30 protein-coding genes are annotated in these 24145 nt (G+C 54.6%); 22 read left to right on the top strand and 8 right to left on the bottom strand.

Translation table 11 applies throughout. The features are described from left to right. The first annotated feature begins 1 nt into the window (after window position 1). From opp4C to JEM67_RS16545, 3 genes are read left to right on the top strand one after another with little or no spacing between them, the layout of a single operon-like run. Window positions 2-952 carry an oligopeptide ABC transporter permease gene (gene opp4C, locus JEM67_RS16555; protein WP_199634897.1) on the top strand — a complete coding sequence of 317 codons (951 nt, stop codon included), beginning with the start codon at window positions 2-4 and terminating at the stop codon, window positions 950-952. Then, window positions 949-1935 carry an ABC transporter ATP-binding protein gene (locus tag JEM67_RS16550; RefSeq protein ID WP_013813391.1) on the top strand — a complete coding sequence of 329 codons (987 nt, stop codon included), beginning with the start codon at window positions 949-951 and terminating at the stop codon, window positions 1933-1935. The genes opp4C and JEM67_RS16550 overlap by 4 nt, the downstream gene beginning before the upstream one ends. After that, window positions 1925-2893, top strand: coding sequence for an ABC transporter ATP-binding protein (locus JEM67_RS16545; protein WP_199634898.1), 969 nt, complete (start codon window positions 1925-1927; stop codon window positions 2891-2893). Before JEM67_RS16550 ends, JEM67_RS16545 begins: the two co-directional genes overlap by 11 nt. Here JEM67_RS16545 and JEM67_RS16540 read toward each other — a convergent pair. Then, entirely contained in the window at window positions 2890-3864 is a 975-nt protein-coding gene (locus JEM67_RS16540) for an alpha/beta hydrolase (RefSeq protein ID WP_199634899.1), read from the bottom strand. The genes JEM67_RS16545 and JEM67_RS16540 overlap by 4 nt on opposite strands. Before the next feature lie 660 nt (window positions 3865-4524). Between JEM67_RS16540 and JEM67_RS16535 the strand changes: the two genes are divergently transcribed. From JEM67_RS16535 to JEM67_RS16510, 6 genes are all read left to right on the top strand, one after another. Continuing rightward, window positions 4525-5739: an aspartate aminotransferase family protein gene (locus JEM67_RS16535; RefSeq protein ID WP_126528244.1), complete on the top strand. Its 1215-nt coding sequence runs from the start codon at window positions 4525-4527 to the stop codon at window positions 5737-5739. A gap of 52 nt (window positions 5740-5791) precedes the next feature. Further along, entirely contained in the window at window positions 5792-6826 is a 1035-nt protein-coding gene (gene astA, locus JEM67_RS16530; RefSeq protein WP_013813387.1) for an arginine N-succinyltransferase, read from the top strand. Further along, entirely contained in the window at window positions 6826-8310 is a 1485-nt protein-coding gene (astD, locus tag JEM67_RS16525) for a succinylglutamate-semialdehyde dehydrogenase (RefSeq protein ID WP_199634900.1), read from the top strand. Before astA ends, astD begins: the two co-directional genes overlap by 1 nt. Before the next feature lie 133 nt (window positions 8311-8443). Further along, window positions 8444-9784, top strand: coding sequence for an N-succinylarginine dihydrolase (gene astB / locus JEM67_RS16520; RefSeq protein WP_199634901.1), 1341 nt, complete (start codon window positions 8444-8446; stop codon window positions 9782-9784). Between the two features lie 11 nt (window positions 9785-9795). Continuing rightward, entirely contained in the window at window positions 9796-10779 is a 984-nt protein-coding gene (gene astE, locus JEM67_RS16515; protein WP_013813384.1) for a succinylglutamate desuccinylase, read from the top strand. A 650-nt stretch (window positions 10780-11429) separates the two neighbouring features. Beyond that, window positions 11430-12512: a porin gene (locus JEM67_RS16510; RefSeq protein WP_304621735.1), complete on the top strand. Its 1083-nt coding sequence runs from the start codon at window positions 11430-11432 to the stop codon at window positions 12510-12512. A gap of 82 nt (window positions 12513-12594) precedes the next feature. Here JEM67_RS16510 and JEM67_RS16505 read toward each other — a convergent pair whose 3' ends face one another. Together JEM67_RS16505 and JEM67_RS16500 are read right to left on the bottom strand one after the other, a co-directional pair. Beyond that, window positions 12595-12819: a biofilm development regulator YmgB/AriR family protein gene (locus JEM67_RS16505; protein WP_199634902.1), complete on the bottom strand. Its 225-nt coding sequence runs from the start codon at window positions 12817-12819 to the stop codon at window positions 12595-12597. 130 nt (window positions 12820-12949) lie between these two features. Then, window positions 12950-13141 (bottom strand): YebW family protein, encoded by a 192-nt coding sequence (locus JEM67_RS16500; RefSeq protein ID WP_006325949.1) that lies wholly within the window; start codon window positions 13139-13141, stop codon window positions 12950-12952. A 228-nt stretch (window positions 13142-13369) separates the two neighbouring features. On the opposite strand from JEM67_RS16500, the gene lysM reads away from it, so the two are divergent. The 5 genes from lysM to JEM67_RS16475 all read left to right on the top strand — a co-directional run bounded on the left by lysM (window position 13370) and on the right by JEM67_RS16475 (window position 16253). After that, the gene (gene lysM, locus JEM67_RS16495; protein ID WP_004945703.1) at window positions 13370-13816 is read left to right on the top strand and encodes a peptidoglycan-binding protein LysM; all 447 of its coding nucleotides are present in this window, start codon (window positions 13370-13372) and stop codon (window positions 13814-13816) included. Between the two features lie 288 nt (window positions 13817-14104). Further along, window positions 14105-14245: a hypothetical protein gene (locus tag JEM67_RS16490; protein ID WP_004945701.1), complete on the top strand. Its 141-nt coding sequence runs from the start codon at window positions 14105-14107 to the stop codon at window positions 14243-14245. 23 nt (window positions 14246-14268) lie between these two features. Next, window positions 14269-14433, top strand: a complete 165-nt coding sequence (locus tag JEM67_RS16485) for a hypothetical protein (RefSeq protein ID WP_169800866.1) — start codon at window positions 14269-14271, stop codon at window positions 14431-14433. A gap of 96 nt (window positions 14434-14529) precedes the next feature. Beyond that, a complete protein-coding gene (locus JEM67_RS16480) occupies window positions 14530-15471 on the top strand; it encodes a pirin family protein (RefSeq protein WP_199634903.1) in 942 nt (313 codons plus the stop codon). Window positions 15472-15899: 428 nt separating this feature from the next. Continuing rightward, window positions 15900-16253 (top strand): DUF1304 domain-containing protein, encoded by a 354-nt coding sequence (locus JEM67_RS16475; protein WP_199634904.1) that lies wholly within the window; start codon window positions 15900-15902, stop codon window positions 16251-16253. A gap of 28 nt (window positions 16254-16281) precedes the next feature. Here JEM67_RS16475 and JEM67_RS16470 read toward each other — a convergent pair whose 3' ends face one another. Both JEM67_RS16470 and JEM67_RS16465 read right to left on the bottom strand, forming a co-directional pair. Next, window positions 16282-16668, bottom strand: a complete 387-nt coding sequence (locus tag JEM67_RS16470; RefSeq protein ID WP_013813378.1) for a helix-turn-helix domain-containing protein — start codon at window positions 16666-16668, stop codon at window positions 16282-16284. 513 nt (window positions 16669-17181) lie between these two features. Next, window positions 17182-17394, bottom strand: coding sequence for a YccJ family protein (locus tag JEM67_RS16465; RefSeq protein ID WP_013813377.1), 213 nt, complete (start codon window positions 17392-17394; stop codon window positions 17182-17184). 199 nt (window positions 17395-17593) lie between these two features. Between JEM67_RS16465 and JEM67_RS16460 the strand changes: the two genes are divergently transcribed. After that, complete coding sequence (locus tag JEM67_RS16460) at window positions 17594-17833, top strand: DUF2766 family protein (protein ID WP_004945684.1); 240 nt, start codon at window positions 17594-17596, stop codon at window positions 17831-17833. 40 nt (window positions 17834-17873) lie between these two features. Here the strand turns inward: JEM67_RS16460 and JEM67_RS16455 are convergent, their stop codons facing one another. Further along, window positions 17874-18107 carry a YobH family protein gene (locus JEM67_RS16455; RefSeq protein WP_013813376.1) on the bottom strand — a complete coding sequence of 78 codons (234 nt, stop codon included), beginning with the start codon at window positions 18105-18107 and terminating at the stop codon, window positions 17874-17876. A 178-nt stretch (window positions 18108-18285) separates the two neighbouring features. On the opposite strand from JEM67_RS16455, the gene JEM67_RS16450 reads away from it, so the two are divergent. Both JEM67_RS16450 and JEM67_RS16445 read left to right on the top strand, forming a co-directional pair. Further along, the gene (locus JEM67_RS16450; protein ID WP_006325944.1) at window positions 18286-18429 is read left to right on the top strand and encodes a PhoP/PhoQ regulator MgrB; all 144 of its coding nucleotides are present in this window, start codon (window positions 18286-18288) and stop codon (window positions 18427-18429) included. A gap of 99 nt (window positions 18430-18528) precedes the next feature. After that, the gene (locus tag JEM67_RS16445) at window positions 18529-18801 is read left to right on the top strand and encodes a YebO family protein (RefSeq protein WP_199634905.1); all 273 of its coding nucleotides are present in this window, start codon (window positions 18529-18531) and stop codon (window positions 18799-18801) included. A gap of 50 nt (window positions 18802-18851) precedes the next feature. On the opposite strand, the gene fos is transcribed toward JEM67_RS16445, so the two are convergent. Next, on the bottom strand, window positions 18852-19259 hold the full coding sequence (gene fos, locus JEM67_RS16440) for a fosfomycin resistance glutathione transferase (protein WP_013813374.1): 408 nt from the start codon (window positions 19257-19259) through the stop codon (window positions 18852-18854). 170 nt (window positions 19260-19429) lie between these two features. Here fos and JEM67_RS16435 point away from each other — a divergent pair, with 170 nt between their 5' ends. The 3 genes from JEM67_RS16435 (at window position 19430) to JEM67_RS16425 (ending at window position 21591) form a co-directional block, all read left to right on the top strand. Then, on the top strand, window positions 19430-19744 hold the full coding sequence (locus JEM67_RS16435; protein ID WP_013813373.1) for a phage protein NinX family protein: 315 nt from the start codon (window positions 19430-19432) through the stop codon (window positions 19742-19744). Window positions 19745-19811: 67 nt separating this feature from the next. Continuing rightward, a complete protein-coding gene (locus JEM67_RS16430) occupies window positions 19812-20048 on the top strand; it encodes a DUF4060 family protein (RefSeq protein WP_004945669.1) in 237 nt (78 codons plus the stop codon). A gap of 175 nt (window positions 20049-20223) precedes the next feature. Then, entirely contained in the window at window positions 20224-21591 is a 1368-nt protein-coding gene (locus tag JEM67_RS16425; protein WP_199634906.1) for an amino acid permease, read from the top strand. A 39-nt stretch (window positions 21592-21630) separates the two neighbouring features. Here the strand turns inward: JEM67_RS16425 and JEM67_RS16420 are convergent, their stop codons facing one another. Beyond that, window positions 21631-21921 (bottom strand): hypothetical protein, encoded by a 291-nt coding sequence (locus JEM67_RS16420; RefSeq protein ID WP_199634907.1) that lies wholly within the window; start codon window positions 21919-21921, stop codon window positions 21631-21633. A 224-nt stretch (window positions 21922-22145) separates the two neighbouring features. Here JEM67_RS16420 and JEM67_RS16415 point away from each other — a divergent pair, with 224 nt between their 5' ends. After that, the gene (locus tag JEM67_RS16415) at window positions 22146-23144 is read left to right on the top strand and encodes an MBL fold metallo-hydrolase (RefSeq protein ID WP_199634908.1); all 999 of its coding nucleotides are present in this window, start codon (window positions 22146-22148) and stop codon (window positions 23142-23144) included. A gap of 872 nt (window positions 23145-24016) precedes the next feature. After that, window positions 24017-24133 (top strand): DUF2627 domain-containing protein, encoded by a 117-nt coding sequence (locus JEM67_RS16410; RefSeq protein WP_002211058.1) that lies wholly within the window; start codon window positions 24017-24019, stop codon window positions 24131-24133. The last annotated feature ends 12 nt before the right edge of the window (window positions 24134-24145 follow it).

The following is a 24145-nucleotide window of genomic DNA, read 5'->3' as shown; positions in this document are numbered from 1 at the left end:
CATGTTGGCAACGCTGTTTTTTGGTCGCCGTCGCCGCTGGCGGCAGGCGCAACTCCCGGCGCTGGCGCAGTTGTCGCCACCGCCGGCCGCACAGGCCTGGCAACGGTTGCGGCGCCACCGGTTGGCGATGGCCTCGCTGTTGTTGCTGCTGATACTGGCCGTGCTGTGCATTTTGGGGCCGATGCTGTCGCCGTGGCAGGACGATGCCGGCGATGCGCTGAACATTAACCAGGCACCCAATGCCGAACACTGGTTGGGTACGGATTTTCTCGGCCGTGATATTTACACCCGGCTGCTGCTGGCGGGGCGCATCTCGCTGACCATCGGCCTGGTGTCGATGCTGCTGTCGGTGACGCTCGGCTACCTGTTGGGGGCGTTATCCGGCTATTTGGGCGGCATCGTGGACAAGCTGATCATGCGTTTTGCCGATCTGTTGATGACCATCCCCAGCCTGCCGCTGCTGATCATTATGGGAGCGATGTTGTCCGAGCTGGACGTCTCGCCGGATTACCGTATCTACATGGTGATGATCATGCTCAGCCTGTTGGGCTGGCCGTCGCTGGCGCGGCTGGTGCGCGGCCAAATCCTGTCGCTGCGCGAGCGTGATTTCATGCTGGCGACCGAAGTGCTGGGGCTGTCCACACGGCGACGTATTTTCGGCCACCTGCTGCCGAATACCATCCCGATCCTGGTGGTGGTGGCAACCATGGGGGTGGCCAATGCCATTCTCAGCGAATCGGCGCTCAGCTATCTGGGGCTGGGTGTGGTACCGCCGACGCCGTCGTGGGGCAACATGATGGATGCTGCCAACAGCCTGATCGATTTTCAGCGCCGCCCCTGGCTGTGGATGCCGCCGGGCCTGGCGATTTTTATCACCGTAGTGGCGATTAATATTCTGGGTGACGGCCTGCGGGACGCGCTCGATCCGAAAATGAACGGAGTAAGACGATGAGCCAACCGTTGGTAGCCTTTAATCAACTGTCGGTGGCCTTCAACGGCGAACAAGGCCGGGTGCGGGCGGTGCAACAGGTGAGTTTCGAACTGCACGCCGGGCAGACGCTGGGCGTGGTTGGCGAGTCCGGCTGTGGCAAAAGTGTCACCGCCCTGGCGATGATGGGGTTGCTGCCGCAGCCGCTGGCACAGATCGACGGCGGCGAGATTCATTTTGACGGCCAGGATTTGCTGAAACTGCGTCCACAGCAGATGGCCGATTTGCGCGGCAACCGGCTGGCGATGATCTTCCAGGAACCGATGAGCGCGCTGAACCCGGTGCTGACCATTGGCGAGCAACTGGTGGAGCCGCTTATCCGCCACCGGGGGGCGGCGCCAAAGGCCGCCTGGCGGGAAGCGACGGCGTTGATTACGGAGGTGGGATTGGCGCGCGCAGAACAGCTGATGGCCAGCTACCCGCACCAGCTTTCCGGCGGCATGCTGCAACGTATCATGATCGCCATGGCCATCAGTTGCCGCCCGGCGCTGCTGATTGCCGACGAGCCGACCACGGCGCTCGACGTCACTGTGCAGGCGCAAATCCTGGCGCTGCTGCGTGAACAGGCGCAAAGGCACAATATGGCGATGATGCTGATCACCCACGATCTTGGGGTCATCGCTCAGATGGCAGACCGGCTGGTGGTGATGTACGCCGGGCGGATTGTCGAGCAGGGGCCCACCCGAGAGGTGCTGGATAACCCGCAGCATCCGTATACCCAGGGGTTGATGGCTTCGCGGCCGGTAGCCGGACAGCGGCGGCGTCGACTGTATTCGATCCCCGGCCAGGTGCCCGATTTGGCCCGCTTGCCCGACCATTGCGCTTTTGCCGATCGTTGCTCACAGGTGAGCGCACGCTGCCGTGACGGTATTCCGCCGCTGTACGGCCATGCGCAACGCCAGTCTGCCTGCTTTCTGAATGCGGGAGGGCGTATTTATGTCGGCTGAACTACTGGTTGAAGTGAAGGGGCTGAAGAAATATTTCCCGCTGCGCGATGGCCTGTTCGGCCAAACGACCGGGCAACTGCGGGCGGTGGATGACGTCAGTTTCGGCATTCGCAAGGGCACTATTTTCGGTTTGGTGGGCGAATCCGGCAGCGGTAAAACCACCGTTGGGCGCACATTGCTGGGGCTGCATGATAAAACTGCCGGCGAAGTGTTGTTTAACGGGCAGGCGCTGGATGCGCTCAGTCCACCCCAACTGCGTGCCATGCGGCCGAAAATGCAACTGGTGTTTCAGGATCCCTACAGTTCGCTGAATCCGAGAATGCGCGTTGGCGATGCGATTGGCGAGGCCTTGCTACAGCACGGTCTGGCGACTAAAAGTGAATTACGCGACCGGGTAATCGATACGATGGAAATCTGCGGGCTGTCGGCGCAGCACTATGGGCGTTTCCCGCATGAGTTCTCCGGCGGCCAGCGGCAACGCATCGGCATTGCGCGTGCGGTGATCCTGCAGCCGGAGTTTATCGTCGCCGATGAGCCGATTTCGGCGCTCGACGTCTCGATTCAGGCGCAAATCATCAACCTGTTTTCCGATCTCCAGGAGCAGCAGGGCGTAACCTTCCTGTTTATTTCGCACGATCTTGGGGGGGTGGAACACCTGTGTCAGGACGTGGCGGTGATGTATCTCGGCCAGATTGTCGAGAGCGCCGATCGCGACAGCCTGTTTCGCCGGCCGCGGCACCCTTACACCCAGGCATTACTGGCGGCGGTGCTCAGCCTGGATCCACTGCGGCAACCGCAGACGATGGCCCGGGGGGCGTTGCCCAACCTGGCTCAACCGCCGCACGGCTGCCGTTTTCACCCCCGTTGTCCGCAGGCTACCGCTCAGTGTCGGCAACAGGCCCCTGCGTTACGTACCCTGGCTGCAGGGCACCGGGTGGCCTGCCATTATGCCGATTAGGCCAGATAGTGTTTCAGCGCGCGCCCGGCCTGGTGGATGGCCGAGTGCACCGCCGGGACGTGGGCTATCGGGTTCAGCAAGCCATAGTCGTGGATCAACCCGTTGTAGCGTGTGGAGGTGACTTCCACGCCGGCGGCGTTAAGCAGGCGAGCATAGGCTTCGCCTTCGTCGCGCAACACATCCAGCTCCGCAGTCTGCACCAGCGCCGGCGGTAAGCCTTTCAGTTGTTCCAGCGTGGCATTGAGCGGCGAAGCGTAAATCTCTTTGCGCAGTGCTTTGTCGGTAGTGTAGTTGTCCCAGAACCATTTCATCATGTTGCGAGTCAGGAAGTGGCCTTCGGCGTACTGGTGATAGGAGTCGGTATCAAAGCTGGCGTGGGTCACCGGCCACAGCAGGATCTGGCTGCGCAGCGCCGGCGTGCCTTTTTCCTTGGCCATCAGGCTGACCACCGCCGCCATATTGCCGCCTACGCTGTTGCCGACTACCGCCAGTCGGGAACCGTCGACGTTGATTTTTTCGCCGTATTCGGCCACCCATTCGGTGGCGGCATAGGCCTGGTTGATGGCGGTGGGATAATGCGCTTCCGGTGAAGGGGTATAATTGACGAACACCGCCGCGGCACCGGAACTGTGCACCAAATCGCGCACCAGCCGTTCATGAGTCGGGAAGTCACCCAGCACCCAACCGCCGCCGTGGAAGAACATGAATACCGGCAGCGCTTCTTTAACTCTGGCCGGTCGCACCAGATGCAGCAGGACATCCTGCCCCTCAACGTGAATGGTCTTCTCGCTGATTTCGACTTCGTACAGCGGCACCTCAACGCTGCTTTGTGCCCCTTCCAGCACTTTACGCGCCTCTTTCGGTTTCATCTGTTCCATCGGTTTGCCGCCGCCGGCATTTAACGCATCCAGGAATACGCGAATATCCTTTTGTGCTGCCGGTTGGGTGGGATCAACAGTTTTTTTAGACATCATGGCTCCTCAAGCGCGGGGTGGTCGAAATCACAGTGTAGTTGCTGCTTAACAAATAGGTGATCTGGCGTGTGGATGAACCGCCGGCGGGAAGAGGCATGGCCCGGCAGAGCCTTAACTGACGCGGGATTGTTCGCCTCTGGTGCATTCGCTGCACTCAAATGGGGCGAAAGTGTGATCGGGCGCAAATCGGGCCAAATTATTTTTGCGAGCGCGATCAGAAATATTGAAGTTTTTTGCAATTGAATAGGATTTCGCGGCCAATGATGATTTTTAGCCTTATTTTTCCAACTATTCATTACCAATGCATAATTATTGAATAAGTATGCATTGTAAGCCGTTGTTTTAACGAAAAAAAACGCGATATTCGCCAGAAAACCCGTTTTGGCACGATAGCTGCTCTACACTCTTTATCAAACGGCATGTATTTTAACTGCTCGTTAACATTTATTCCCCGTTCAGAAACCGGATACGCGGCAGAAATAGTGGAAAACCGATTTTATGTAACAGATTTGTTTCTGAATAGCCGGTAGATGGCAGAGTTATCACCGGGCGAAAAGCGGAATCAACGGTGCGGTTTTTTTGTTTTGTTGCGGAATATCCGGGCAGGAACGGCCCTTACAGTCAAAATTCAGCCTTTGCTGAGGTTATGAGGTCATTATGGAACAGCCAATCGCAGTTACCCGCCAGTCTTTCGACGACTGGATGGTCCCGGTTTATGCCCCCGCTGATTTTATTCTGGTTCGGGGTGAGGGGTCACAGGTCTGGGACCAGCAGGGTAAGTCTTACATCGATTTTGCCGGCGGCATCGCGGTGAATGCGTTGGGGCATGCGCATCCTGCGGTGAAGGCGGCGCTGGTGGAGCAGGCGGGGAAACTGTGGCATCTGGGCAACGGCTATACCAACGAACCGGTACTGCTGTTGGCAAAACAGCTGATTGACGCCACCTTTGCCGACAAGGTGTTTTTCTGCAACTCCGGGGCGGAAGCCAACGAAGCGGCGCTGAAGCTGGCGCGTAAACGTGCGTTGGACAACGGCAACGCCGGCAAGAACCAGATTGTGGCGTTCAATAACGCTTTCCACGGCCGGACGCTGTTCACCGTGTCTGCCGGCGGCCAGCCGAAGTATTCAAAAGATTTTGCGCCGCTGCCGGGCGGTATCAGCCACACGGCGTTTAACGATCTGGCTGCCGCGGCTGAGCTGATCAACGACCAGACCTGCGCGGTGATTGTGGAGCCGATTCAGGGCGAAGGCGGCGTGCTGCCGGCCGATGCCGCTTTCCTGCAGGGCCTGCGTGAGCTGTGCGATCGCCACGATGCGTTGCTGATTTTCGACGAAGTGCAAACCGGCGTGGGCCGTACCGGTCATCTGTATGCCTACATGCAATACGGCGTCGTGCCGGACGTGCTGACCACCGCGAAAGCGCTGGGCGGCGGCTTCCCGATTGGCGCCATGCTGACCACCGACGCATTGGCCAAAACCCTGAGCGTAGGCACCCACGGCACCACCTACGGCGGCAACCCGCTGGCGACGGCGGTGGCGGGCGCGGTGTTTTCGATCATCAACACGCCAGAGGTGCTGGAAGGGGTGAAGCAGCGCCACCAGTGGTTTATCGACGGCTTGAACAAGATTAACCGGCAATACCCGATTTTCTCTGAAATTCGCGGCGGCGGCCTGCTGATTGGTTGCCAGTTGAATAAGGATTATGCCGGCAAGGCAAAACAGATCACCCAACTGGCCAACGAAGAGGGCGTGATTGCACTGATCGCCGGCCCGGATGTGGTGCGTTTCACCCCTTCACTGATCATTCCAGAGCAGGATGTGAAAGAGGGGCTGGCGCGATTCGCGCGTGCTGTGGCGCGGATTTGCAGCTAATACACAGGCTGCGCCTTAACCGGCGCAGCCTGATTCTGACGAGGTTCGCATTATGATGATTATTCGCCCTATAGAGCGTCGCGATTTGGCTGATTTACTGACGCTTGCCGGTAAATCCGGCATCGGTCTCACTTCCCTGCCGCAAGATGAAGATACGTTGTCGGCGCGCATTGAGCGGGCGTTAAAAACCTGGCAAGGCGAACTTCCACGCGGCGAGCAGTGCTATCTGTTTGTGCTGGAGGACAGCGAGCGGCAGCAGGCGGTAGGGGTTTGCGCGATTGAAGTGGCTGTTGGGCTGACTGAACCCTGGTACAGCTTTCGCGTCGGTACCCAGGTGCACGCGTCCAAACAGTTGAACGTCTATAAATCGGTGCCGACGCTGTTTCTCAGTAACGATCACACCGGCCATTCCGAGCTGTGTACGCTGTTCCTCGATCCGGACTACCGTCACGGCGAAAACGGCAAGCTGTTGTCGAAAGTGCGTTTCCTGTTTATCGCCGCTTTCCGTGAGCGTTTTTCCGCGCGGCTGATTGCCGAAATGCGCGGTTTCTCCGACGAAGAGGGCCGTTCGCCGTTCTGGGAGAGCGTCGGAAACCATTTCTTTTCCATCGAGTTCGCCAAGGCGGACTACCTGAGCGGTACCGGACAGAAGGCGTTTATCGCCGAGCTGATGCCGAAACACCCGCTGTATGTCGATTTCCTGGCTGAGGATGCGCAGAAGGTGATTGGCCAAGTGCACCCACAGACCGTTCCTGCCCGCCGGGTGCTGGAATCTGAGGGCCTGCGCTATCAGGGCTATGTCGATATCTTCGACGGCGGCCCGACGCTGGAAGCGGAAATCGACCATATCCGTGCGGTCAAAGAGAGCCGCACGGTGAAAGTGGTGCTGGACGAGACGCCAATGCGCGCCGATGCGCCGGCTCTTCTGGTGGCCAACGATCATTATCAGTCCTACCGCGCACTGCTGGTCAATGCCGATCTGTATGACGAGCGTCTGCATCTCAATGCGGAAACCGCTGCGGCGCTGGGCGTTGAGCAAGGCAGCTTGGTGCGGGTCATCCCCCTTATTTCAAAGGAGAAAGCCTAATGTCACATCCTGCACTGTTTATTAACGGCACCTGGCAACAGGGCCGGGGCGCTGAATTCGGCAAGGCCGATCCGGTCGACAACCAGACGCTGTGGCAGGCCAATGCCGCCGATGGCAGTGATGTTGCCGCCGCTTGCGAGGCTGCTCGCGCCGCGTTCCCGGCCTGGGCCCGTACCCCGTTTGAACAGCGTGAGCAGTTAGTAAAGCGTTTTGCTGCCCTGCTGGAAGAGCATAAACAGGATTTGGCGGCGGTGATCAGCCGTGAAACCAGCAAACCGCGCTGGGAAACGCTGACTGAAGTGCAGGCGATGATCGGCAAAGTGGCGATTTCCCTGCAGGCTTACCAGGCACGCACCGGCATCAGTGAAACCGCGATGGCGGACGGCGCTTCGGTGCTGCGCCACCGGCCGCATGGCGTGCTGGCGGTATTCGGGCCTTATAACTTCCCGGGCCATTTGCCGAATGGCCACATTGTGCCGGCCCTGTTGGCGGGTAATACGGTGGTCTTTAAACCTAGCGAGTTGACGCCGCTGACCGCCGAGGAAACGCTGAAGCTGTGGCAACAGGCCGGTTTGCCAAACGGGGTGATCAACCTGGTGCAGGGCGGACGTGAAACCGGCGAAGCGCTGGCCGCCAGTGCAGATATCGACGGTCTGCTGTTTACCGGCAGCGCAGGGACCGGTTATCACCTGCATCGCCAATTGGCGGGGCAGCCTGAAAAGATGCTGGCGTTGGAAATGGGCGGCAACAACGCGTTGATTGTCGATCAGATTGACGATCGCGATGCGGCGGTTAATCTGGCGATTCAGTCGGCGTTTATCTCCGCCGGCCAGCGTTGCACCTGTTCGCGCCGCATTCTGGTGAAACGCGGCAGCGAGGGCGATGCCTTTATTGAACGTTTGGTGCAGGTGGCGAGCGCTCTGCGCGTCGGTCGCTGGGATGCTGAACCGCAGCCGTTCATGGGTGGGGTGATCTCTCCTGCTGCGGCGGAAAAAATGCTGGCGGCGCAGCATCATTTGTTGTCTTTGGGTGGCAAAGCCTTGCTGACCATGCAGCGGCTGGAAAGCGGCAGTGCGCTGCTCAGCCCCGGCATTATTGATGTGACTGGCGTACGAGACGTGCCGGATGAAGAATATTTCGGCCCGCTGACCACCGTCATTCGCTATAACGACTTTGACGAGGCGTTGCGCATCGCCAACCAGACGCGCTATGGCCTGTCTGTCGGCCTGGTGTCGCCGCAACGTGAGCGATTTGATCAACTGCTTTTGGAAGCGCGTGCCGGTATCGTCAACTGGAACAAGCCGTTGACCGGTGCCTCCAGTGCCGCACCGTTCGGCGGCGTGGGCGCCTCGGGCAACCACCGCCCAAGCGCCTATTACGCGGCGGATTACTGCGCCTGGCCAATGGCGTCGCTGGAAAGCGAAAGTTTGACGCTGCCGGCAAGTCTGTCGCCAGGACTGTCGTTTAAGACCGATACACCCTAAATTTGAGGCCGGTGGGGGGGCATTACAGGTTAGCCGACCTTTGAGCGCAGGGACGCGGCTTGAGCGGCCAACGCGAAATTTATAGGGTATGTTTTTTGAATAGGGCCGAGCTTGCTCGGCCCGGGAGAACAGCATGTCAGGATATGAAGTCAATTTCGATGGTCTGGTGGGCCTGACCCATCATTACGCCGGATTATCGTTTGGTAATGAAGCCTCTACGCAGCACCAAAACAGCGTGTCCAACCCGAAACTGGCGGCCAAGCAGGGGTTGCTGAAGATGAAGGCGCTGGCCGATCTTGGCTTCCAGCAGGGCGTTTTGCCACCGCAGGAGCGGCCGCATGTGCCGATGCTGCGCAAACTGGGCTTCAGCGGCAGCGATGAGGCCGTATTGGCGCAGGCGATGCGTCAGTCACCACGTTTGTTGTCGGCGCTCAGTTCGGCCTCCTGCATGTGGACCGCCAATGCGGCGACGGTTTCGCCTTCCGCGGACAGTAAAGATGGCAAGGTGCATTTCACCGCCGCCAACCTGAACAATAAATTCCATCGTGCGATTGAGGCCGAGACCACTTCCGGCGTGCTGCGCGCGATTTTCAACGATGAACGCCATTTCGCCCATCACGAAGCCTTGCCGCAGGTGGCGTTGTTTGGCGACGAAGGCGCGGCCAACCACAACCGGCTGGGCGGCGACTATGGCAAACGCAGCGTGCAGATGTTTGTCTATGGGCGCCAGGAGTTCGGTGGCGAAACCGCTCCGACACGCTACCCGGCACGCCAGACGCGTGAGGCTGGCGAGGCGATTGCTCGTCTGCATCAACTGGATGAGCAGCACACCGTGTTTGTGCAGCAAAACCCGGCGGTGATCGACCAGGGCGTGTTTCATAACGATGTGATTGCGGTCAGTAACCAGAACGTGCTGTTCCATCATCAGCAGGCGTTTCATCAGCAGCAGCAAGCGCTGGACGAGGTGCGCCGCAAGATGGCGACGCTGGACTGCGAACTGACGGCGATTGAGGTGCCGACGGCGCAGGTCTCGGTGGCGGATGCGGTATCGACCTATCTGTTCAACAGCCAGATTTTAACCAAACCTGACGGCAAGATGATGATTGTGGTGCCGGAAGAGTCACGCCAGCATGGCGGTGTGTGGCGCTATCTGAGCGAGATGGTGACCGGCGGCGGGCCGATCGATGAAATCAAGGTATTCGATCTGCGTGAGAGCATGCGTAACGGCGGCGGGCCGGCGTGCCTGAGACTGCGTGTGGCGCTGAATGAACAGGAACTGCGGGCTGTGAATCCGCGCGCGATGATGAACGATACGCTATTCGTTACGCTCAATGAGTGGGTCGACTGCTATTACCGCGATCGGCTGACGCAAAACGATTTGGCCGATCCGCAGTTGCTGCGCGAGGGGCGCGATGCGCTGGACGCGTTGACGTCTATCCTCGGGCTGGGCTCGGTTTATCCTTTCCAACAATAGACGGAGCTGCCATGTTTGATTTGCTGGCCCTGACGCTGGCGGGGCAAGCCCCGACCAACCAGCAGGGTGATAACCTGAATGTGCATTGGCGCTGGCAGGGGGAAGGCCTGTTGGAAATCACCCCACACCAGGCTTACCGGCAGGCGGTGGTGCTTTCCGCCGGGATCCACGGTAATGAAACGGCACCGATTGAACTGCTGAACCAATTGGTCAATGCGTTGTTGGCGGGCGAAAGGCCGCTGGCGGTGCGGCTGTTGGTGGTGCTGGGTAACCCGGCGGCGATACGCGCAGGTAAACGTTATCTGCACAGTGACATGAACCGCATGTTCGGCGGCCGCTATCGCGAGTTTAACCACAGCGGTGAAACCGCGCGGGCGCAGCAGCTGGAGCAGGTGATAACGGCGTTTTTCGACGGGGAAGAGGCCGCGCGTTTCCATTATGATCTGCACACGGCGATACGTGAATCGCGGCTGCCGCGTTTTGGCATTCTGCCCTTCCAGACGCGGCCTTACAGTGCGGAGATGCTGGGAGTGCTGGATGCCGCCGATCTTGACGCGCTGGTGATCCACAGTGCGCCTGGCGGCACCTTTAGCCATTTTTCCAGCGAGCACGCCGACGCCGCAAGTTGTACGTTGGAGCTGGGCAAGGCGAAACCCTTCGGCAGCAACGATCTGCAACAGTTTGCCGCCATTAACCGTGCGTTGCAGGGGGTGGTGAGCGCTGAGCCTTTACCTTTGCGGCCGGGTGAGGCGCTGCGCCTGTTCCGCGTAGAACAGTCGTTGATTAAGCGAAGCGAGGATTTCAGGCTGCACCTTAGCGACGACACCGCCAACTTTACCGAGCTTAAGCAGGGCACTTTGTTGTGCGAACAACCGGGTGAGGAGTACCGGGTTCAACATGCCAGCGAGTGGATTTTGTTCCCCAATCCTGGCGTGGCGCTTGGGCTGCGTGCAGGTATGGTGTTGACTGAGGTGCCGCGTAGCACGCTGTATTAATCTGTCAGCCATGTGGCGGTTTTCATTTGCGGTATGCGCCAGGTTGTAGCATTGTCAGCTGCAACCTGGAATTAATCTGGTGTATTATTCTGTGGTATTTGTTCATTCCCTTCTGTTTATATATCCGCTATTCACTGTTGCCATTTCTTAAATTTAATTTCCCCCGGTATTACTGTTTTGACGGTTTGAATCGTATTGACTATGAGAACCCGTAAAAGATCTGATTAAAACTCGGGTAATGGTCTAAATCAACGCAGCGACTTTGTTCAGATAAAAATGTGAAATAAGTAACGTTATTAGTAACCACGCTAAGTTTCATGTTATTTACGTATCGTTTAGAAAGTAGGCAAAAAGAAAGTGATTTGCACTAAATGAGTGCAATGCACCAATTTGGTTATATGTTATGTGTCAAATATCAATATTAATCAATGATTTGATGCTGGCTTTGTTTGTAATATTAAGTTACAAATAAACATGCTTTACCCACGGTATTTTATGAACTTTTTCTTTTGAAGTTTGGATTCATGATGCTAATGTCACATGGCCCCTGATTAGGGGCGCTCATAAAATACTAAATGATAAAGATCACAGCCCAAATCATAAATTGGGCGTGATGGGCAGGTTTTTAATTATAATATCTAGGAAAATAAATGATGAATCGCAGTGTATTAGCCTTAGCTGTTGCCCTTGCGGCAATGACCTCCTTTGCCAACGCGGCTGAAATTTATAATAAGGATGGCAATAAACTTGACCTGTACGGTCGCGTTTCCGCCAAACATGTTTTCAGCGATGATAAATCTGAAGATGGCGACAAGACTTATGTCCGTCTGGGTTTCAAAGGCGAAACGCAAATCAATGACCAACTGACCGGTTACGGCCAGTGGGAATATAATGTCCAGGCCAACCACGACGAAGCGCAGGGCACTACTGGCACCAAAACCCGTCTGGGCTTTGCCGGTCTGAAGTTCGCCAACTACGGTTCATTCGACTACGGTCGTAACTACGGCGTGGTGTACGACGCGGAAGCCTACACCGACATGCTGCCGGAATTCGGTGGCGACAGCTACAGCTACACCGACAACTACATGACCGCGCGTTCCAACGGCTTGGCGACTTACCGTAACCGTGACTTCTTCGGTCTGGTGGAAGGCCTGAACCTGGCAGTACAGTACCAGGGCAAAAACGACGGCGACAGTCGCAGCGTGACCAAGCAGAACGGTGACGGCTACGGTCTGTCATTGGATTACCAGGATATCGGCGGCTCAGGTATCGGTGTGGCGGCGGCATTCTCTGACTCGAACCGCACCAGCGATCAAAAGAAACTGCAGTACGGCAAAGGCGACAGCGCGACGGCCTGGACCACTGCGGTTAAATACGACGCCAATCAGGTTTACCTGGCGGCAATGTATGCGGAAACCCGCAACATGACGCCAATCAGCGGCAACGGCGTGTCTGGCTTCGCCAACAAAACTCAGAACTTCGAAATGGTCGCTCAGTACCAGTTTGAAAACGGCCTGCGTCCTTCTCTGGCTTACGTGCAGTCCAAAGGCAAGGATATCGAAGGGCTTGGCGATGTCGATCTGGTGAAATACGTGGAAGTGGGCGCGACTTACTACTTCAACAAAAACATGTACACCTATGTTGATTACAAAATCAACCAGCTGAATGACGACAACAAGCTGAAACTGAGCACAGACGATATCGTCGCGGTCAACCTGACTTATCGTTTCTAAGTTTCAACGCTATTACCTTCATCCTGTGTCGGGATAACGGTCAAAAGGCAGGGCGCAAGCTCTGCCTTCTTTATTTGGGACACTATCCTTTGGCTGCCAGGCCCACGACTTCAATAGCGGAGCGCAGGGTTTCAAAGCGCTGCTGATTTTTCTCATGTTCAATCTCGGTGACCAAATGGGCCAGAATATTATTGCCGGACACTTTCTTGTTGAGATTGATCAGTTGGATCACCGCGCCACCGAGCACCAGGCTGACATCGCGTAACAGGGTTTCATAATATTCGTCTGAGAGAGCAGATACGGGCATGACGCCGTCTCCATATCGTTCGGGTGAAGCAATTTAGCAAAGCGGCGGGATAAAATATCGCAGATACACCACTTTTCCGATGAATTCAGAAATTCCTCAGAGGTAAGTAGCGGAAAAATGGACGGCCGCTCTACAACGGCGCATATTCACTGGCAGGCAGCCAGAAACCATCGATAAAATCTTCCACCGGAAAACACCCGGCGTGGCGCAGATTTTGTTCCTTCATGACGACCAGACACTGAGGTTCATTGCGCAGCACGTCAACCACGATATCGGCGCAGCCGCCATCCAGATAACATACAAACATCACCAGTGCGTACATAGCGTCTTTCGTCCTCTACCCAAATCTCTCCATACCTTTATTGTAGGTAAAAACGGGGGGCTTTCAGCCCGAGAATCGGTGCAAAGTGATGGATTGGCAACAAAAGGGTGCACTTTCGGATTACTCCAACGGCTGAATGCCGCAGGAGCAATTGAATATCCGTTTTGCAGTGCTAAGCTTAACAAGCCTTAAGTGAACGCAACATTGTAACCATCGAAAGGAGTGAATATGGGCTTGTTTAACTTCGTCAAAGAAGCTGGCGAAAAACTGTGGGACACAGTGACCGGCAATGCGACTGCCGAAGACCAAAGTGCCAAACTGAAGGAGCATCTGGATAAAATCGGGCTGCCGGGTGCCGATAAGGTCGACGTGCAGGTGGTGGATGGCAAAGCCGTGGTGACCGGGGACGCCGTCAGCCAGGAACTGAAAGAAAAAATCCTGGTGGCGATCGGTAACGTGGCGGGTATCAGCGGTGTGGAAGATAAGGTGTCTGTTGCACAATCTGAAGCCGAGAGCCGTTTCTATACCGTGAAGAAGGGCGACACGCTGAGCGCGGTGTCGAAAGAGGTGTACGGTAACGCCAATCTGTACAACAAGATCTTCGAAGCGAACAAACCCATGCTGTCCAGTCCGGACAAGATTTATCCAGGACAGGTTCTGCGCATTCCGCAGTAAAGAAGATAAGATATCCAGGAGCCCGATGTGATATCGGGCTTTTTTTATCGCATTTACTATCAGTTTTACTGATTATTTTTTACTTTTAATAAAAGTTGTGAATGTTTTATACTCACCACCGCCTCAGCTCCCGGGGGATGTTGACCCTGGCGAGGAAAGTTGATAGCGTCTTGCCACTATTGAGGTCCGAATGGCGTTGACGCAGAATCTAAGAAAACCGCAGTAGCGAGTTTTTATCGACCATCCCATAACAGTAGCGTTTACGCGTGATGAGTTAAGATAGATTTTGTGAAAGAACAACGTAATGCCTCACAAGACAAAAACTACCGTGAAACTCTGGGAGATGCGCAGTTTGCCATCATTGTGTTGGCGATCGCGTCCTGCTCCCTGATCATCTTTACGCTGTCAGTCACCCTGTGGCTGACATGATGTCGTTCTGTACAGGAGATAAAATGGAGCATAATCTCCACGATGAAACCAAACTGCTGGCTGTTATCGGCCTGCTGGTTTCCGTGTTGCTGGTCGTATCGATACTCTTTGGTGTGACGTATTTCTCCGACTTGAAGCATGCACGTGACGAAGTTGATGTAAAAGGCTGCTATATCAAGACGTCCTGACGCACTCCGCCTCCCAGGTTGCATTGAGGCCGCCAGCTGTGTGATAAGCTGGCTTTGCCATTAATTCAACCTGTGTGCCGTTCTGGAGGCGTTACTATGAGCAACTCCCGCCCAACCCATTCTTCTTCTTCCCGTGACTGCCCTACGGTCGAAGGTGTGCGTCAGATACAACGCATTACCGCACGCAATGCCGAAGTCGGCGGTATCCCGATCAATCGTGCCTTACCTACCCGCGAACGCCGTACCGTGGGCGCCTGGTGCTTTCTCGACCATGCCGGACCTTCGGTCTTCAGCGGCTCCTCTAAAGGTATGAACGTGGGTCCGCACCCGCATATTGGCTTGCAAACCTTTACCTGGATGATTGAAGGAGAGGTGCTGCATCGCGACAGCCTGGGTAGCGAGCAGGTGATTCGTCCGGGCCAGGTCAATCTGATGACGGCAGGGCGCGGTATCGCCCATACCGAACAGTCAACGGGAGAAGAGCGGCGTTTACATGCCGCGCAGCTGTGGATTGCTCTCCCTGCCGACGATGCCGATATGGCGCCGCGCTTCGATCATTATCCCGACTTGCCGTCCTGGGAACGAAATGGGGTTAGACATACTTTGCTGGTGGGGGAGTTTGAGGAATACCGTTCTCCGGTGTTTACTTTTTCGCCATTAATCGCCATTGATTTGGAGTGGCAGAGCGACGGCTATTTACCTTTACCCTTGCGGGAAGACTATGAAATAGGTTTTTTGCCCCTTGTTGGTGCAATTGAGGTTAATGATGAAAAATTTTCACCTGATGAGTTCGCCTATTTAGGGATGAATATTAACCAAATCGGGTTAAATGCCAAGAAGGGCAGCCGGGCATTATTAATCGGCGGGGTACCATTAAACGAAGAGATTCTCATTTGGTGGAACTTTGTCGGCCACAGTAAGCAAGATATTACCCAGGCGCAGCATGACTGGGAGCAGGGGAATAGCCGTTTTCCGGATGTGAGTGGTTATAGCGGGCCGCGTATGACCGCACCACACCTGCCCTGGAGCGAAGTTTGATGCCCTCTGGCTATAACGGCGGGATGATCTTATTCATTTCTTTCTATTAACGCTGAATTAATGTGATCGAAAGTCCATGTTTTAGATCGAATATAGTTTATCTGGTAAATAGTGATCTGGCGCAAATAATTGGTCGGAGCAGTGGATTAAGATATCTTTCAAGAAGTGTTGTTATCTAACCGCTAGTCAGAAGCCTGTGAGGTCATTATGAGCCAAGTACTCTATCGTGCAAGATTATCCCATGTTGTTATTGCAACGGCGGCTTTTTGGATCTCTATCGCAGCTATGCTGGTTGTTGCGCTAAGCTAACACCGAATGATTAGGTAATAGACCCGCTGCGGCGGGTTTTTTTATGTTTGATTATTCGCAACTTTTTGAATGCAGTTATACTTATTAAACCGATCCCTTAATTAACCTTGATAAATATAATGGTAATTTTTTCTAATGTTATCGTGATATTCATAGCCGCGATTCATCTGTATATCCTGATCCTGGAAATGTTCCTGTGGCAGATGCCGACCGGCAGACGTGTGTTCGCCACTACGGCGGAATTTGCGGCTGCAACGCGCGTGCTGGCCGCTAACCAGGGGTTGTATAACGGTTTCCTGGCTGCCGGGCTGGCATGGGGAGTCTGGCGTGCTGACCCGACGGTGCAACTGTTTTTCCTCGGCTGCGTGCTGGTGGCGGGCATCTTCGGCGGCCTGACGGCGAGCCGTAAAATTCTTAAGGTCCAGGCGCTCCCTGCGTTGATTGCCATATTGGTGGTTATTTGGGCCCATTAGCCCGCCGCTGGGTACGGCGGGAGAGCGGTCAGGCAGTTTTTTGATGGATGACGTGCAACGGCGGGGCGATGTGCAAATCTACGCTTAAATCCTGGCGGAAATCATAAGGCGTAATGTTGAACCGTTTTCTGAACATATAAGTAAAATGTGACTGCGAGCCAAAACCAAAATCCAGTGCAATGTCAAAAATGGTAGCGTCACTGCTGCGCAATTGATAAACCGCACCGGCCAGGCGGCGTTCGCGGATATACTTGCCCAGCGAAATCCCGGTCGCTTCTTTGAACAGCTTCTGCATGTGCCACAGGGAGTAGCCGGAGTACTCGGCCAGCTCTTCGAGATGGATCACTCTACCTAGGTGAGTTTCGACCCATTTACTGAGGGCGCAGACCAATGAGAGGTGATGTTCTTGTATCATCAGTGCGTCTGTGTGAGATCTACATAGCGGTGAAGTATACACAACTTGCCGCCCCGGACAAAAAGCCCACCAGCTCCAGGGCGAAATTATTCGGAAAAACCATCATCAGGTGGCTTGTCAGCCGGAAGGAAAAACGGCTAATCTGAGATTGCCTGTTACCGCTGATACTAAAGTGGTTCAGGCCGCAGGAAATAAACCGCCTAGACAGAGTCAGCCGTAACAACTCAGCGTTGATGGGGTGATCGCATGTTAATGACAGTGATTATTACTCTGGTTGTAATCGTGGGCGTTGCCGCTTTTATGGTGACACCGGTGATGAGAATGAATAATGCGGAAGGTGTGGGAGGTGAAGAGCCGTGATATCAGGCCACAATATAACCCGCTGTGGGATGTGACAGACTACCGAAAAAGCCTGGATGTTCATACCCGTCGTGTTTCAAGCCTGCGCGTTTTGGCTGCAGCCTGAAATGCACTGGGCATCGTTCATCTAGGCTTTTTGTTGATAATGCCCGATCAGACGTTTTTGCGTTCTACGGTTTCTTCGCCCCAGTACAGCTGATCGGCACTGGTTTTTGCGAAGGCCATTTCCAGCGCTTTGTCACTGCCTTCCTCCCAGATTTTTTGCGCCAATATCTCGTCGTTTTTCGCCAGCTCAAAAATCGCCTCGGCAATTTCAACCGAAGTTTCGCGCACTGTTGCCCAGGATTTCACATTGTGGTTTGCCATTACGTTCTCCCGTCAGGTTAGGATTTGCAATGCGCCGCCAAGCGCAACGCTCAAGCCCAAGTATAGGCCAATTCGGCAGGGCGTTTTGATGGTCAATGCGCATTAGCGCTGAAAATTCAGCGGCAAACGGCAGGGGGGCGGAAAAGCGGCAGGCGGCATGGTATTCTGTGCGGCGTCTGAACTAAGAAGGAAAGTCACTATGTCCGACATGCTGAGCAACGACCAGGAATTGGCATCCGATCTGGTCGCCTGCCAACTGGTCATCAAACAAATTCTGGATGTCATTGACGTTATCGCACCTACCGAGGTGCGGGACAAAATGGCAAGTCAGTTGAAAAGCATCGATTTTTCCACCCATCCTGCCGGCGCCGATCCGGTGACGCGGCGGGCTATTGAAAAAGCGATTGCTTTGATTGAGATGAAATTCACGCGTAATTGATGTGAAACCGCCGTTTGACGGCGGTTTCGGACGGTGGTGATCAATCCACCACCGTTTCGATCTTTTTGAACAGCGGGCAGTCGGCAATGCCAATCACGCCGTTGTCACCGTGCAGATACTGCGCTATCACCACATTCCGCGCCGTCAGGTATTTACACTGCAACCCCAGCCCTCCGACGTTTTGATTGCTGCCGATAAGCACCCCGTACCCCGAAAACAGAAATGCGCCATACAGCACCGCCAGCGCTACGATCCACTTAATCAGTTTGCCCATTTTGACTCCTGTTATTGATTGTCGTAGCGATATAGCCACGAGCCAGAGCAGGGCGCAACGGTAACATTCTGAAAAATAAACCCAGGTGAGATTTCTAAACGACCGGTTAAACTTCGTTTAAGTTAGCCGTGATAGGCTGAGAAACCAATTACCAAGATAACAATGAGGCTGCTAAAATTTGTTGCGAAAAAAAATCCTCGTGATAATTGCGGCTCTGGCTGCCTGTTTGTTTTTTTATCTGCTGGCACTGGACAGTTATTGTGACGAGGGGGAGAGGTTTGCGTTGGGAATTTGTTCAATCACTCGTTTTGTTCCCTGGTGAGGTGCGCGGTGGTGCGCAACAATTTTCTGCGGAGATGTTCGTGCCCATACCCGGAGTGCTAAGATGTCCGCCTGATTTTAGCAGTAGATAGGGTTGTCCATGTACGATTTAGGTTTTGGTCCAAATAGCCTGGTTTCGTTGGCCATCGCAGCGTTGGCGCTGCTGGTGGGATTATGGGGCTGGTTCCTGGTGAACCGCGCCAGCGTGCGTGCCAATGAACAGATTCGCCTGTTGCAGGAAATCGCCGAGCAGCAGCGCCAGCAAACGGCGTTACTGAAGAGCCTGGCGCAAAGCGCTCGCGGCGGCAGCGTGGCGGACGATGACGATCTCAGCCCGGCGTTGGATTTCAAGGGTTTTATCCCCGAACGTTAATCAGATGCCTGCCGGGTGGCGCTTCACACACTTTGTGCCACCCACCTTCCTCAGAAAAACTCCATCCCCTGATAAGGTTGAGCACGGCATGCTGCCAGACGACTGGCCAGATCGCCACCGTGAATTTCTAACTGATGCCCGTCGGGATCGAGAAAATACAGTGATTCCCCCTCGCTGCGATTGTTTTTCCACTCTTTTACTCCTGCCTGGCGTAGCTTTAATGCGGCGGGTGCAAAATTTTCCTCCGTCACGCTGAATGCGTAATGGGTATAGTCGCCCGGTGTGTCCACCGCTCGCGAACTGTCCCATGACAGACACAACCACAGTTCGCCAAGGGACAGGTAGGCGCCATTTTGCCAGCGCGCATGCGGGATGAATCCCAACAGACGGGTGTAGAAATCGAAACTGCGGTTGACGTCACGTACCGCGAGCGTCAAGTGGTTAAGGCCGCTCAACATGGCGATAATTTCCGGGCAAAGAAACAGGTAAAAAGTGTAATCATCCTAATGGGGAATATAAAGATGAAAAAACATTAGTATGGATAATATGAAAAGCCGTCGTTTTGTCATAAATCTGTCGTATTGGCATCGTAATGTAGCGCCAACCTTACGAAAGATGGATGAAGCCGATGATTAAATGGTATGAAGAAAGCGACGCCGAGGTGAACCGCAGCATTGCGTTGATCACCGGAGAAAACCCGGAAAAATGGTATCCTTATGGCGGCGTGAAAGGTAAAGATTATTGCAAGAATCCCTCCGATGCCTGGCCGATTATCTGCGCCAATAAAATCAGTTTGAATGCTGACGGCCAAAGTGATAACCCGTTGTGGCAGGCCCGCATGATCACCCAGAGCGGTGAGTGGCAGGCAGACAGCAACAGCCCATTGCGCGCCGCGATGATCTGTTTCCTGCTGAGCCAGCAAACCACCGAGATGGCCCGTTGAACCACCAGAAATACTGATGATTTTTCCCTTTTTATGACAACAGAACTGTCTCTGGCGGAGCCTGTTTATGAAGCGAATTATTAAAGGTGATAAAAACTTGTCTCATCTGGTGATTGCCCATGCGGCAATCGATCGTCATGCCGAAAGCTTTGGGCAGCGCCGACAGGGCTGGCCCTCAACCTACCTGATAAAATATCAAAACGATCGCGTGGCAGTGGAAGTGGTCACGCGTCGCCAGTCCTACGTCGCGACGCTGATGATTGGCGCACGCAATCTGACCAAGTTATGCGGCCTGCCAGGCTGAATCCCAGCCATTCCGGCGCCATTCTTTGCATGAAATAGCATCCAGGTCCTTGTTACCGGGGTGCTTCTCCTTGATGCTCCCGGGGTTAAGTGTTAAAAAGCCGCCCGCAGATACATTTATTGATTGGCGAAATCTTGTGCAAAAGCGACGAGGTTCAACGCCATATGAGGGTAAGATGGGCGGTCAGCAACAGGATACTCCGCTAAAACGCGGTTTAAAAAACAGACATATACAACTCATCGCCCTTGGGGGCGCCATTGGCACCGGTTTGTTTCTCGGCATCGCGCAGACCATTAAAATGGCCGGTCCTTCCGTGCTGCTGGGCTACGCAATCGGTGGCGTTATCGCTTTTCTGATTATGCGCCAACTGGGTGAAATGGTGGTTGAAGAGCCGGTCGCGGGCTCATTCAGCCACTTTGCCTATAAATACTGGGGCGATTTCGCCGGTTTCCTTTCCGGCTGGAACTATTGGGCCATGTTCATTCTGGTCGGCATGGCCGAGTTAACCGCCGTAGGGATTTATATTCAGTATTGGTGGCCGGACATTCCGACCTGGGTCTCCGCTGCGGTATTTTTTGTGCTGATTAATCTGATCAACCTGGTCAACGTGCGCCTGTATGGCGAAACGGAGTTCTGGTTCGCCATCATCAAGGTGGTGGCGATTGTCGGCATGATCGTCTTCGGCGCTTGGCTGTTGGCCAGCGGAAATGGCGGCCCGCAAGCCAGTTTCGGCAACCTGTGGGAGCAGGGGGGCTTTATGCCGCACGGCATAGAAGGGCTGGTCATGGCGATGGCGGTGATCATGTTTTCATTCGGTGGGCTGGAGATGGTCGGCATCACGGCAGCGGAAGCCGCCGATCCGCGCCGCAGCATTCCGAAAGCCACCAACCAGGTGGTGTACCGCATCCTGATTTTTTATATCGGCTCACTGACCGTACTGCTTTCTCTCTACCCATGGGACAAGGTAGTGGAAGGCGGCAGCCCGTTTGTGATGATTTTCCACGCGCTGAACAGCAGTCTGGTGGCGACCCTTCTTAACGTGGTGGTGCTGACGGCGGCGCTGTCGGTGTATAACAGCGGAGTCTATGCCAACAGCCGCATGCTGTTTGGCTTGGCGACGCAGGGGAATGCGCCGAAGATGTTGACCCGGGTGAATAAGCGCGGCGTACCGGTGCTGTCCATTGCGCTGTCGGCGCTGGTGACCTCTGTCGGCGTGTTGATCAACTACGTGATGCCCGGCAAGGCGTTTGAGCTGCTGATGGCGCTGGTGGTGTCTACGCTGGTGATTAACTGGGTGATGATTTGCCTGGCGCACCTGAAGTTCCGTGCGGCGAAAAACCGCCAGGGGGTGATCCCGAGCTTCAAGGCGTTGTGGTATCCGTTTGGCAACTACCTGTGCCTGGCGTTTCTCAGCCTGATTCTGGTGATCATGTATTTCAGCGAGGGGATCCGCATCTCCGTACTGCTGATGCCGGTATGGATCCTGCTGTTGTGGGTGGGTTTTATGCTGACGCGCCGTAAAGGTGCCAAAGTGCGGGGTTAATCTATAACGGAGGCGCCTTGCGCGCCTCCGGTTCAGGCTCTAGCTACGTGGCATAAAGGCAGTGCCCTGATTGCCGCGGCCCAGCCCCAACAGCTTCCTGCACAGCAGGAACAGGGTGGTGACGATATCGATAGCGACCACGCTAAGCATCAGCACGCCTAACATGAAAAAACTCACCAGCGCGCCAAACAACAGCACCAGAGGTGCCGGCACTCTCACCCGGCGGAGCTTCATCGCCGCGTACATTTTCCAATACTGCCTCTGTGACCGCATCGCGCTACGGATACGGCCCATACGAACACGTGATTTGCGTGATGTAGAACGGCTCATAACTTCTCCTTTTCTGAATGTCCTATAAGTAAATCATAAAGATCTTAAGAGATGCTTAACAGGCTCTTTATGGCCCTGGCATGCTCATAGGGACTGTGACAACAAAATACGCGAAAAGGTCAGTCGCGTTTGCGCACGGTTCACAAAGCGCGGTAGCAGGCTATCTTGTTAAGCTGGCGACAGTGCCCGTGCAGGGTGTCCGCAGTGGTCGGGAGAACAGCAGGATGAAGAGAACCAATCGTTACTATGATGCCGCTAAAGCGCATCACACTCCGGAAGGGTTTCGCAATCCGGAACCGACTCAGCGTCAGGAAGGGGATCTGAGACGCTGGCAGAATGAGCGCAAGCAGCAAGGGTTGCCCAAACCGCCGCAGTTGGGGTATCAGCAGTTTACCCAGCGCTGGTGGCAGCCTGCCGACCTCAGCGGCAGCGATGACAGCATCTGGTGGCTGGGGCACGCTTCGATGCTGCTGCGTCTGGATAGCCGCTATATCCTGATCGATCCGGTGCTTTCGCAACGCGCATCTCCGCTGAGTTTCTACGGTCCTAAACGCAAAACGCCGCCGCCCTTGACGGTGCAACAATTACCGGCGGTGGATGTGGTGTTGATTTCTCACAACCATTATGACCACCTTGATCGGCGCACTGTGCGCCAACTGGCGCAACGTTTTCCCAACGCGACCTTTATCGTGCCTCTGGGGTTAAAAAACTGGTTTCGGCGTTATCGCCTCAAGCGTGTGGAGGAACTGGACTGGTGGGACAGTCTGTCATTGGGCGAGTTAACGTTCCACTGTACGCCGGCGCGCCACTGGAGCATGCGTACCTTGTGGGATCGCAACCGCTCTTTGTGGTGCGGCTGGGTTATTCATCATCCGGCACTGCGTTTCTATTTTTCTGGCGACAGCGGTTATTCGGAGCGGCTGGCGGATATTGGCGCGCGCCTGGGGCCGTTTGACGTGGCGGCGTTGCCGATAGGCGCTTATGCACCGCGTTGGTTCATGCAGGAACAACATATGGATCCGCAGCAGTCGGTGACGTTGTATCAGCAATTAAATTCGCCGCGGGTTATTCCGATTCATTGGGGCGTTTTTGAATTGGCCGATGAGTCGTTGGATGAACCGCCACAGCAATTAAATCTGGCGTTGAGTTCTGCCGGAATAGAGCGGCATCAGTTCTTGCCCATCAAAATTGGCGAGCGCATTGCACTTGATTCTAACTCTTAAGGGGTAACTTCCGTCCCGTGAGGGACGGCTTTTCGGATTGAACCGCCTGCAAGGCCGCCCGGTTGCGGGCTGCCGTTATCCGGGGGAACGGCGGAGAGCGTTATCCGGTGCCGGGCCTGATGAGTGGGTGTAAATAGCGAGGTGCGCAAAAAGACAAAATAATTAGACCCACGAGTTGGCTTTATCGGCAGAGTAAATACCCCCTGTCTTTTTAAGATTTAATTCGGTTATACATTCTCACGGATGTCAGGGTTATTGCCGTTATTTAATCCCGTCGTCAGCAGGATATTTATCCGGTTATGCACAATGATGGTGCGTAAATTCCCCCGTTGCATGCTTATGCACCTTAAAGCGGCAGCGCCATTTGTTTTTTTCCGGGGATCCGATTGTGCAAAGGGTATTCACGATCACTAATATTAATAATTAGCATCGGTATTATTTTCTCCGGCGACGGAAAGGTTATCAGACAGGCGGCGGCACCGGCGTTGGGCCATCCAGATGGCAGCTTGGTGGTCTGATGAGTTGGAGATCAAAGGCACCCGTTCATCGATATTCAAATGTTGTATAAGAAATTCCATAAAGATTCAAATTTTTTAACGTTCTAAGCGCCCGATGGCGGTTATATGTTGTATCGCAGAGGAGCGATCGGATGAAAGAATTGTTAAAATTCAGTCAGGCTGCGGAGTGTAGCGCGGTGTGAGCGTTAAGCAGAAAATAGCTAAGGCTTCAACATCTTTTAGCCTATTTAAGCTTATGTTGCTATCGACCGTTTCAAATATGTGCGACAGGTCCATCAGTGATTAAAAATGGCTTGCCATCGAATACAGAGTATGTGATAACGCATCTGGGTAAAACGAGGTACAGTTCTGTATATGTGTGGCATTTTCAGTAAAGAAGTTCTGAGTAAAGACGTTAGCGTTGAATACCGCTTCTCTGCCGATCCTTATCTTAGTGCCTCAAGCAGTAACGACTCTAGTTTGTCTATGTAACGCCTACGGGCG

The sequence above is a fragment of the Serratia sp. PAMC26656 genome (assembly GCF_016469055.2).
Classification (GTDB): Bacteria; Pseudomonadota; Gammaproteobacteria; order Enterobacterales; family Enterobacteriaceae; genus Serratia; species Serratia plymuthica.
Note: the sequence above shows the minus strand (reverse complement) of the source record. Positions and strands in the feature narration are given on the sequence as shown.

Bases quoted from the DNA above. Each gene is read 5' to 3' on its own strand.
- lysM (WP_004945703.1), top strand. From the start codon at position 13,370: ATGGGCTTGTTTAACTTCGTCAAAGAAGCTGGCGAAAAACTGTGGGAC.
- JEM67_RS16500 (WP_006325949.1), bottom strand. From the start codon at position 13,141: ATGTACGCACTGGTGATGTTTGTATGTTATCTGGATGGCGGCTGCGCC.
- JEM67_RS16465 (WP_013813377.1), bottom strand. From the start codon at position 17,394: ATGGCAAACCACAATGTGAAATCCTGGGCAACAGTGCGCGAAACTTCG.
- JEM67_RS16480 (WP_199634903.1), top strand. From the start codon at position 14,530: ATGAGCAACTCCCGCCCAACCCATTCTTCTTCTTCCCGTGACTGCCCT.
- JEM67_RS16425 (WP_199634906.1), top strand. From the start codon at position 20,224: ATGGGCGGTCAGCAACAGGATACTCCGCTAAAACGCGGTTTAAAAAAC.
- JEM67_RS16540 (WP_199634899.1), bottom strand. From the start codon at position 3,864: ATGTCTAAAAAAACTGTTGATCCCACCCAACCGGCAGCACAAAAGGAT.
- JEM67_RS16505 (WP_199634902.1), bottom strand. From the start codon at position 12,819: ATGCCCGTATCTGCTCTCTCAGACGAATATTATGAAACCCTGTTACGC.
- astD (WP_199634900.1), top strand. From the start codon at position 6,826: ATGTCACATCCTGCACTGTTTATTAACGGCACCTGGCAACAGGGCCGG.
- JEM67_RS16435 (WP_013813373.1), top strand. From the start codon at position 19,430: ATGATTAAATGGTATGAAGAAAGCGACGCCGAGGTGAACCGCAGCATT.
- JEM67_RS16415 (WP_199634908.1), top strand. From the start codon at position 22,146: ATGAAGAGAACCAATCGTTACTATGATGCCGCTAAAGCGCATCACACT.
- JEM67_RS16535 (WP_126528244.1), top strand. From the start codon at position 4,525: ATGGAACAGCCAATCGCAGTTACCCGCCAGTCTTTCGACGACTGGATG.
- fos (WP_013813374.1), bottom strand. From the start codon at position 19,259: ATGTTGAGCGGCCTTAACCACTTGACGCTCGCGGTACGTGACGTCAAC.
- JEM67_RS16470 (WP_013813378.1), bottom strand. From the start codon at position 16,668: ATGATACAAGAACATCACCTCTCATTGGTCTGCGCCCTCAGTAAATGG.
- astE (WP_013813384.1), top strand. From the start codon at position 9,796: ATGTTTGATTTGCTGGCCCTGACGCTGGCGGGGCAAGCCCCGACCAAC.
- JEM67_RS16455 (WP_013813376.1), bottom strand. From the start codon at position 18,107: ATGGGCAAACTGATTAAGTGGATCGTAGCGCTGGCGGTGCTGTATGGC.
- JEM67_RS16420 (WP_199634907.1), bottom strand. From the start codon at position 21,921: ATGAGCCGTTCTACATCACGCAAATCACGTGTTCGTATGGGCCGTATC.
- JEM67_RS16410 (WP_002211058.1), top strand. From the start codon at position 24,017: ATGTGTGGCATTTTCAGTAAAGAAGTTCTGAGTAAAGACGTTAGCGTT.
- JEM67_RS16445 (WP_199634905.1), top strand. From the start codon at position 18,529: ATGTACGATTTAGGTTTTGGTCCAAATAGCCTGGTTTCGTTGGCCATC.
- JEM67_RS16545 (WP_199634898.1), top strand. From the start codon at position 1,925: ATGTCGGCTGAACTACTGGTTGAAGTGAAGGGGCTGAAGAAATATTTC.
- JEM67_RS16550 (WP_013813391.1), top strand. From the start codon at position 949: ATGAGCCAACCGTTGGTAGCCTTTAATCAACTGTCGGTGGCCTTCAAC.
- JEM67_RS16460 (WP_004945684.1), top strand. From the start codon at position 17,594: ATGTCCGACATGCTGAGCAACGACCAGGAATTGGCATCCGATCTGGTC.
- JEM67_RS16510 (WP_304621735.1), top strand. From the start codon at position 11,430: ATGATGAATCGCAGTGTATTAGCCTTAGCTGTTGCCCTTGCGGCAATG.
- astA (WP_013813387.1), top strand. From the start codon at position 5,792: ATGATGATTATTCGCCCTATAGAGCGTCGCGATTTGGCTGATTTACTG.
- astB (WP_199634901.1), top strand. From the start codon at position 8,444: ATGTCAGGATATGAAGTCAATTTCGATGGTCTGGTGGGCCTGACCCAT.
- JEM67_RS16485 (WP_169800866.1), top strand. From the start codon at position 14,269: ATGGAGCATAATCTCCACGATGAAACCAAACTGCTGGCTGTTATCGGC.
- JEM67_RS16430 (WP_004945669.1), top strand. From the start codon at position 19,812: ATGAAGCGAATTATTAAAGGTGATAAAAACTTGTCTCATCTGGTGATT.
- JEM67_RS16475 (WP_199634904.1), top strand. From the start codon at position 15,900: ATGGTAATTTTTTCTAATGTTATCGTGATATTCATAGCCGCGATTCAT.
- opp4C (WP_199634897.1), top strand. From the start codon at position 2: ATGTTGGCAACGCTGTTTTTTGGTCGCCGTCGCCGCTGGCGGCAGGCG.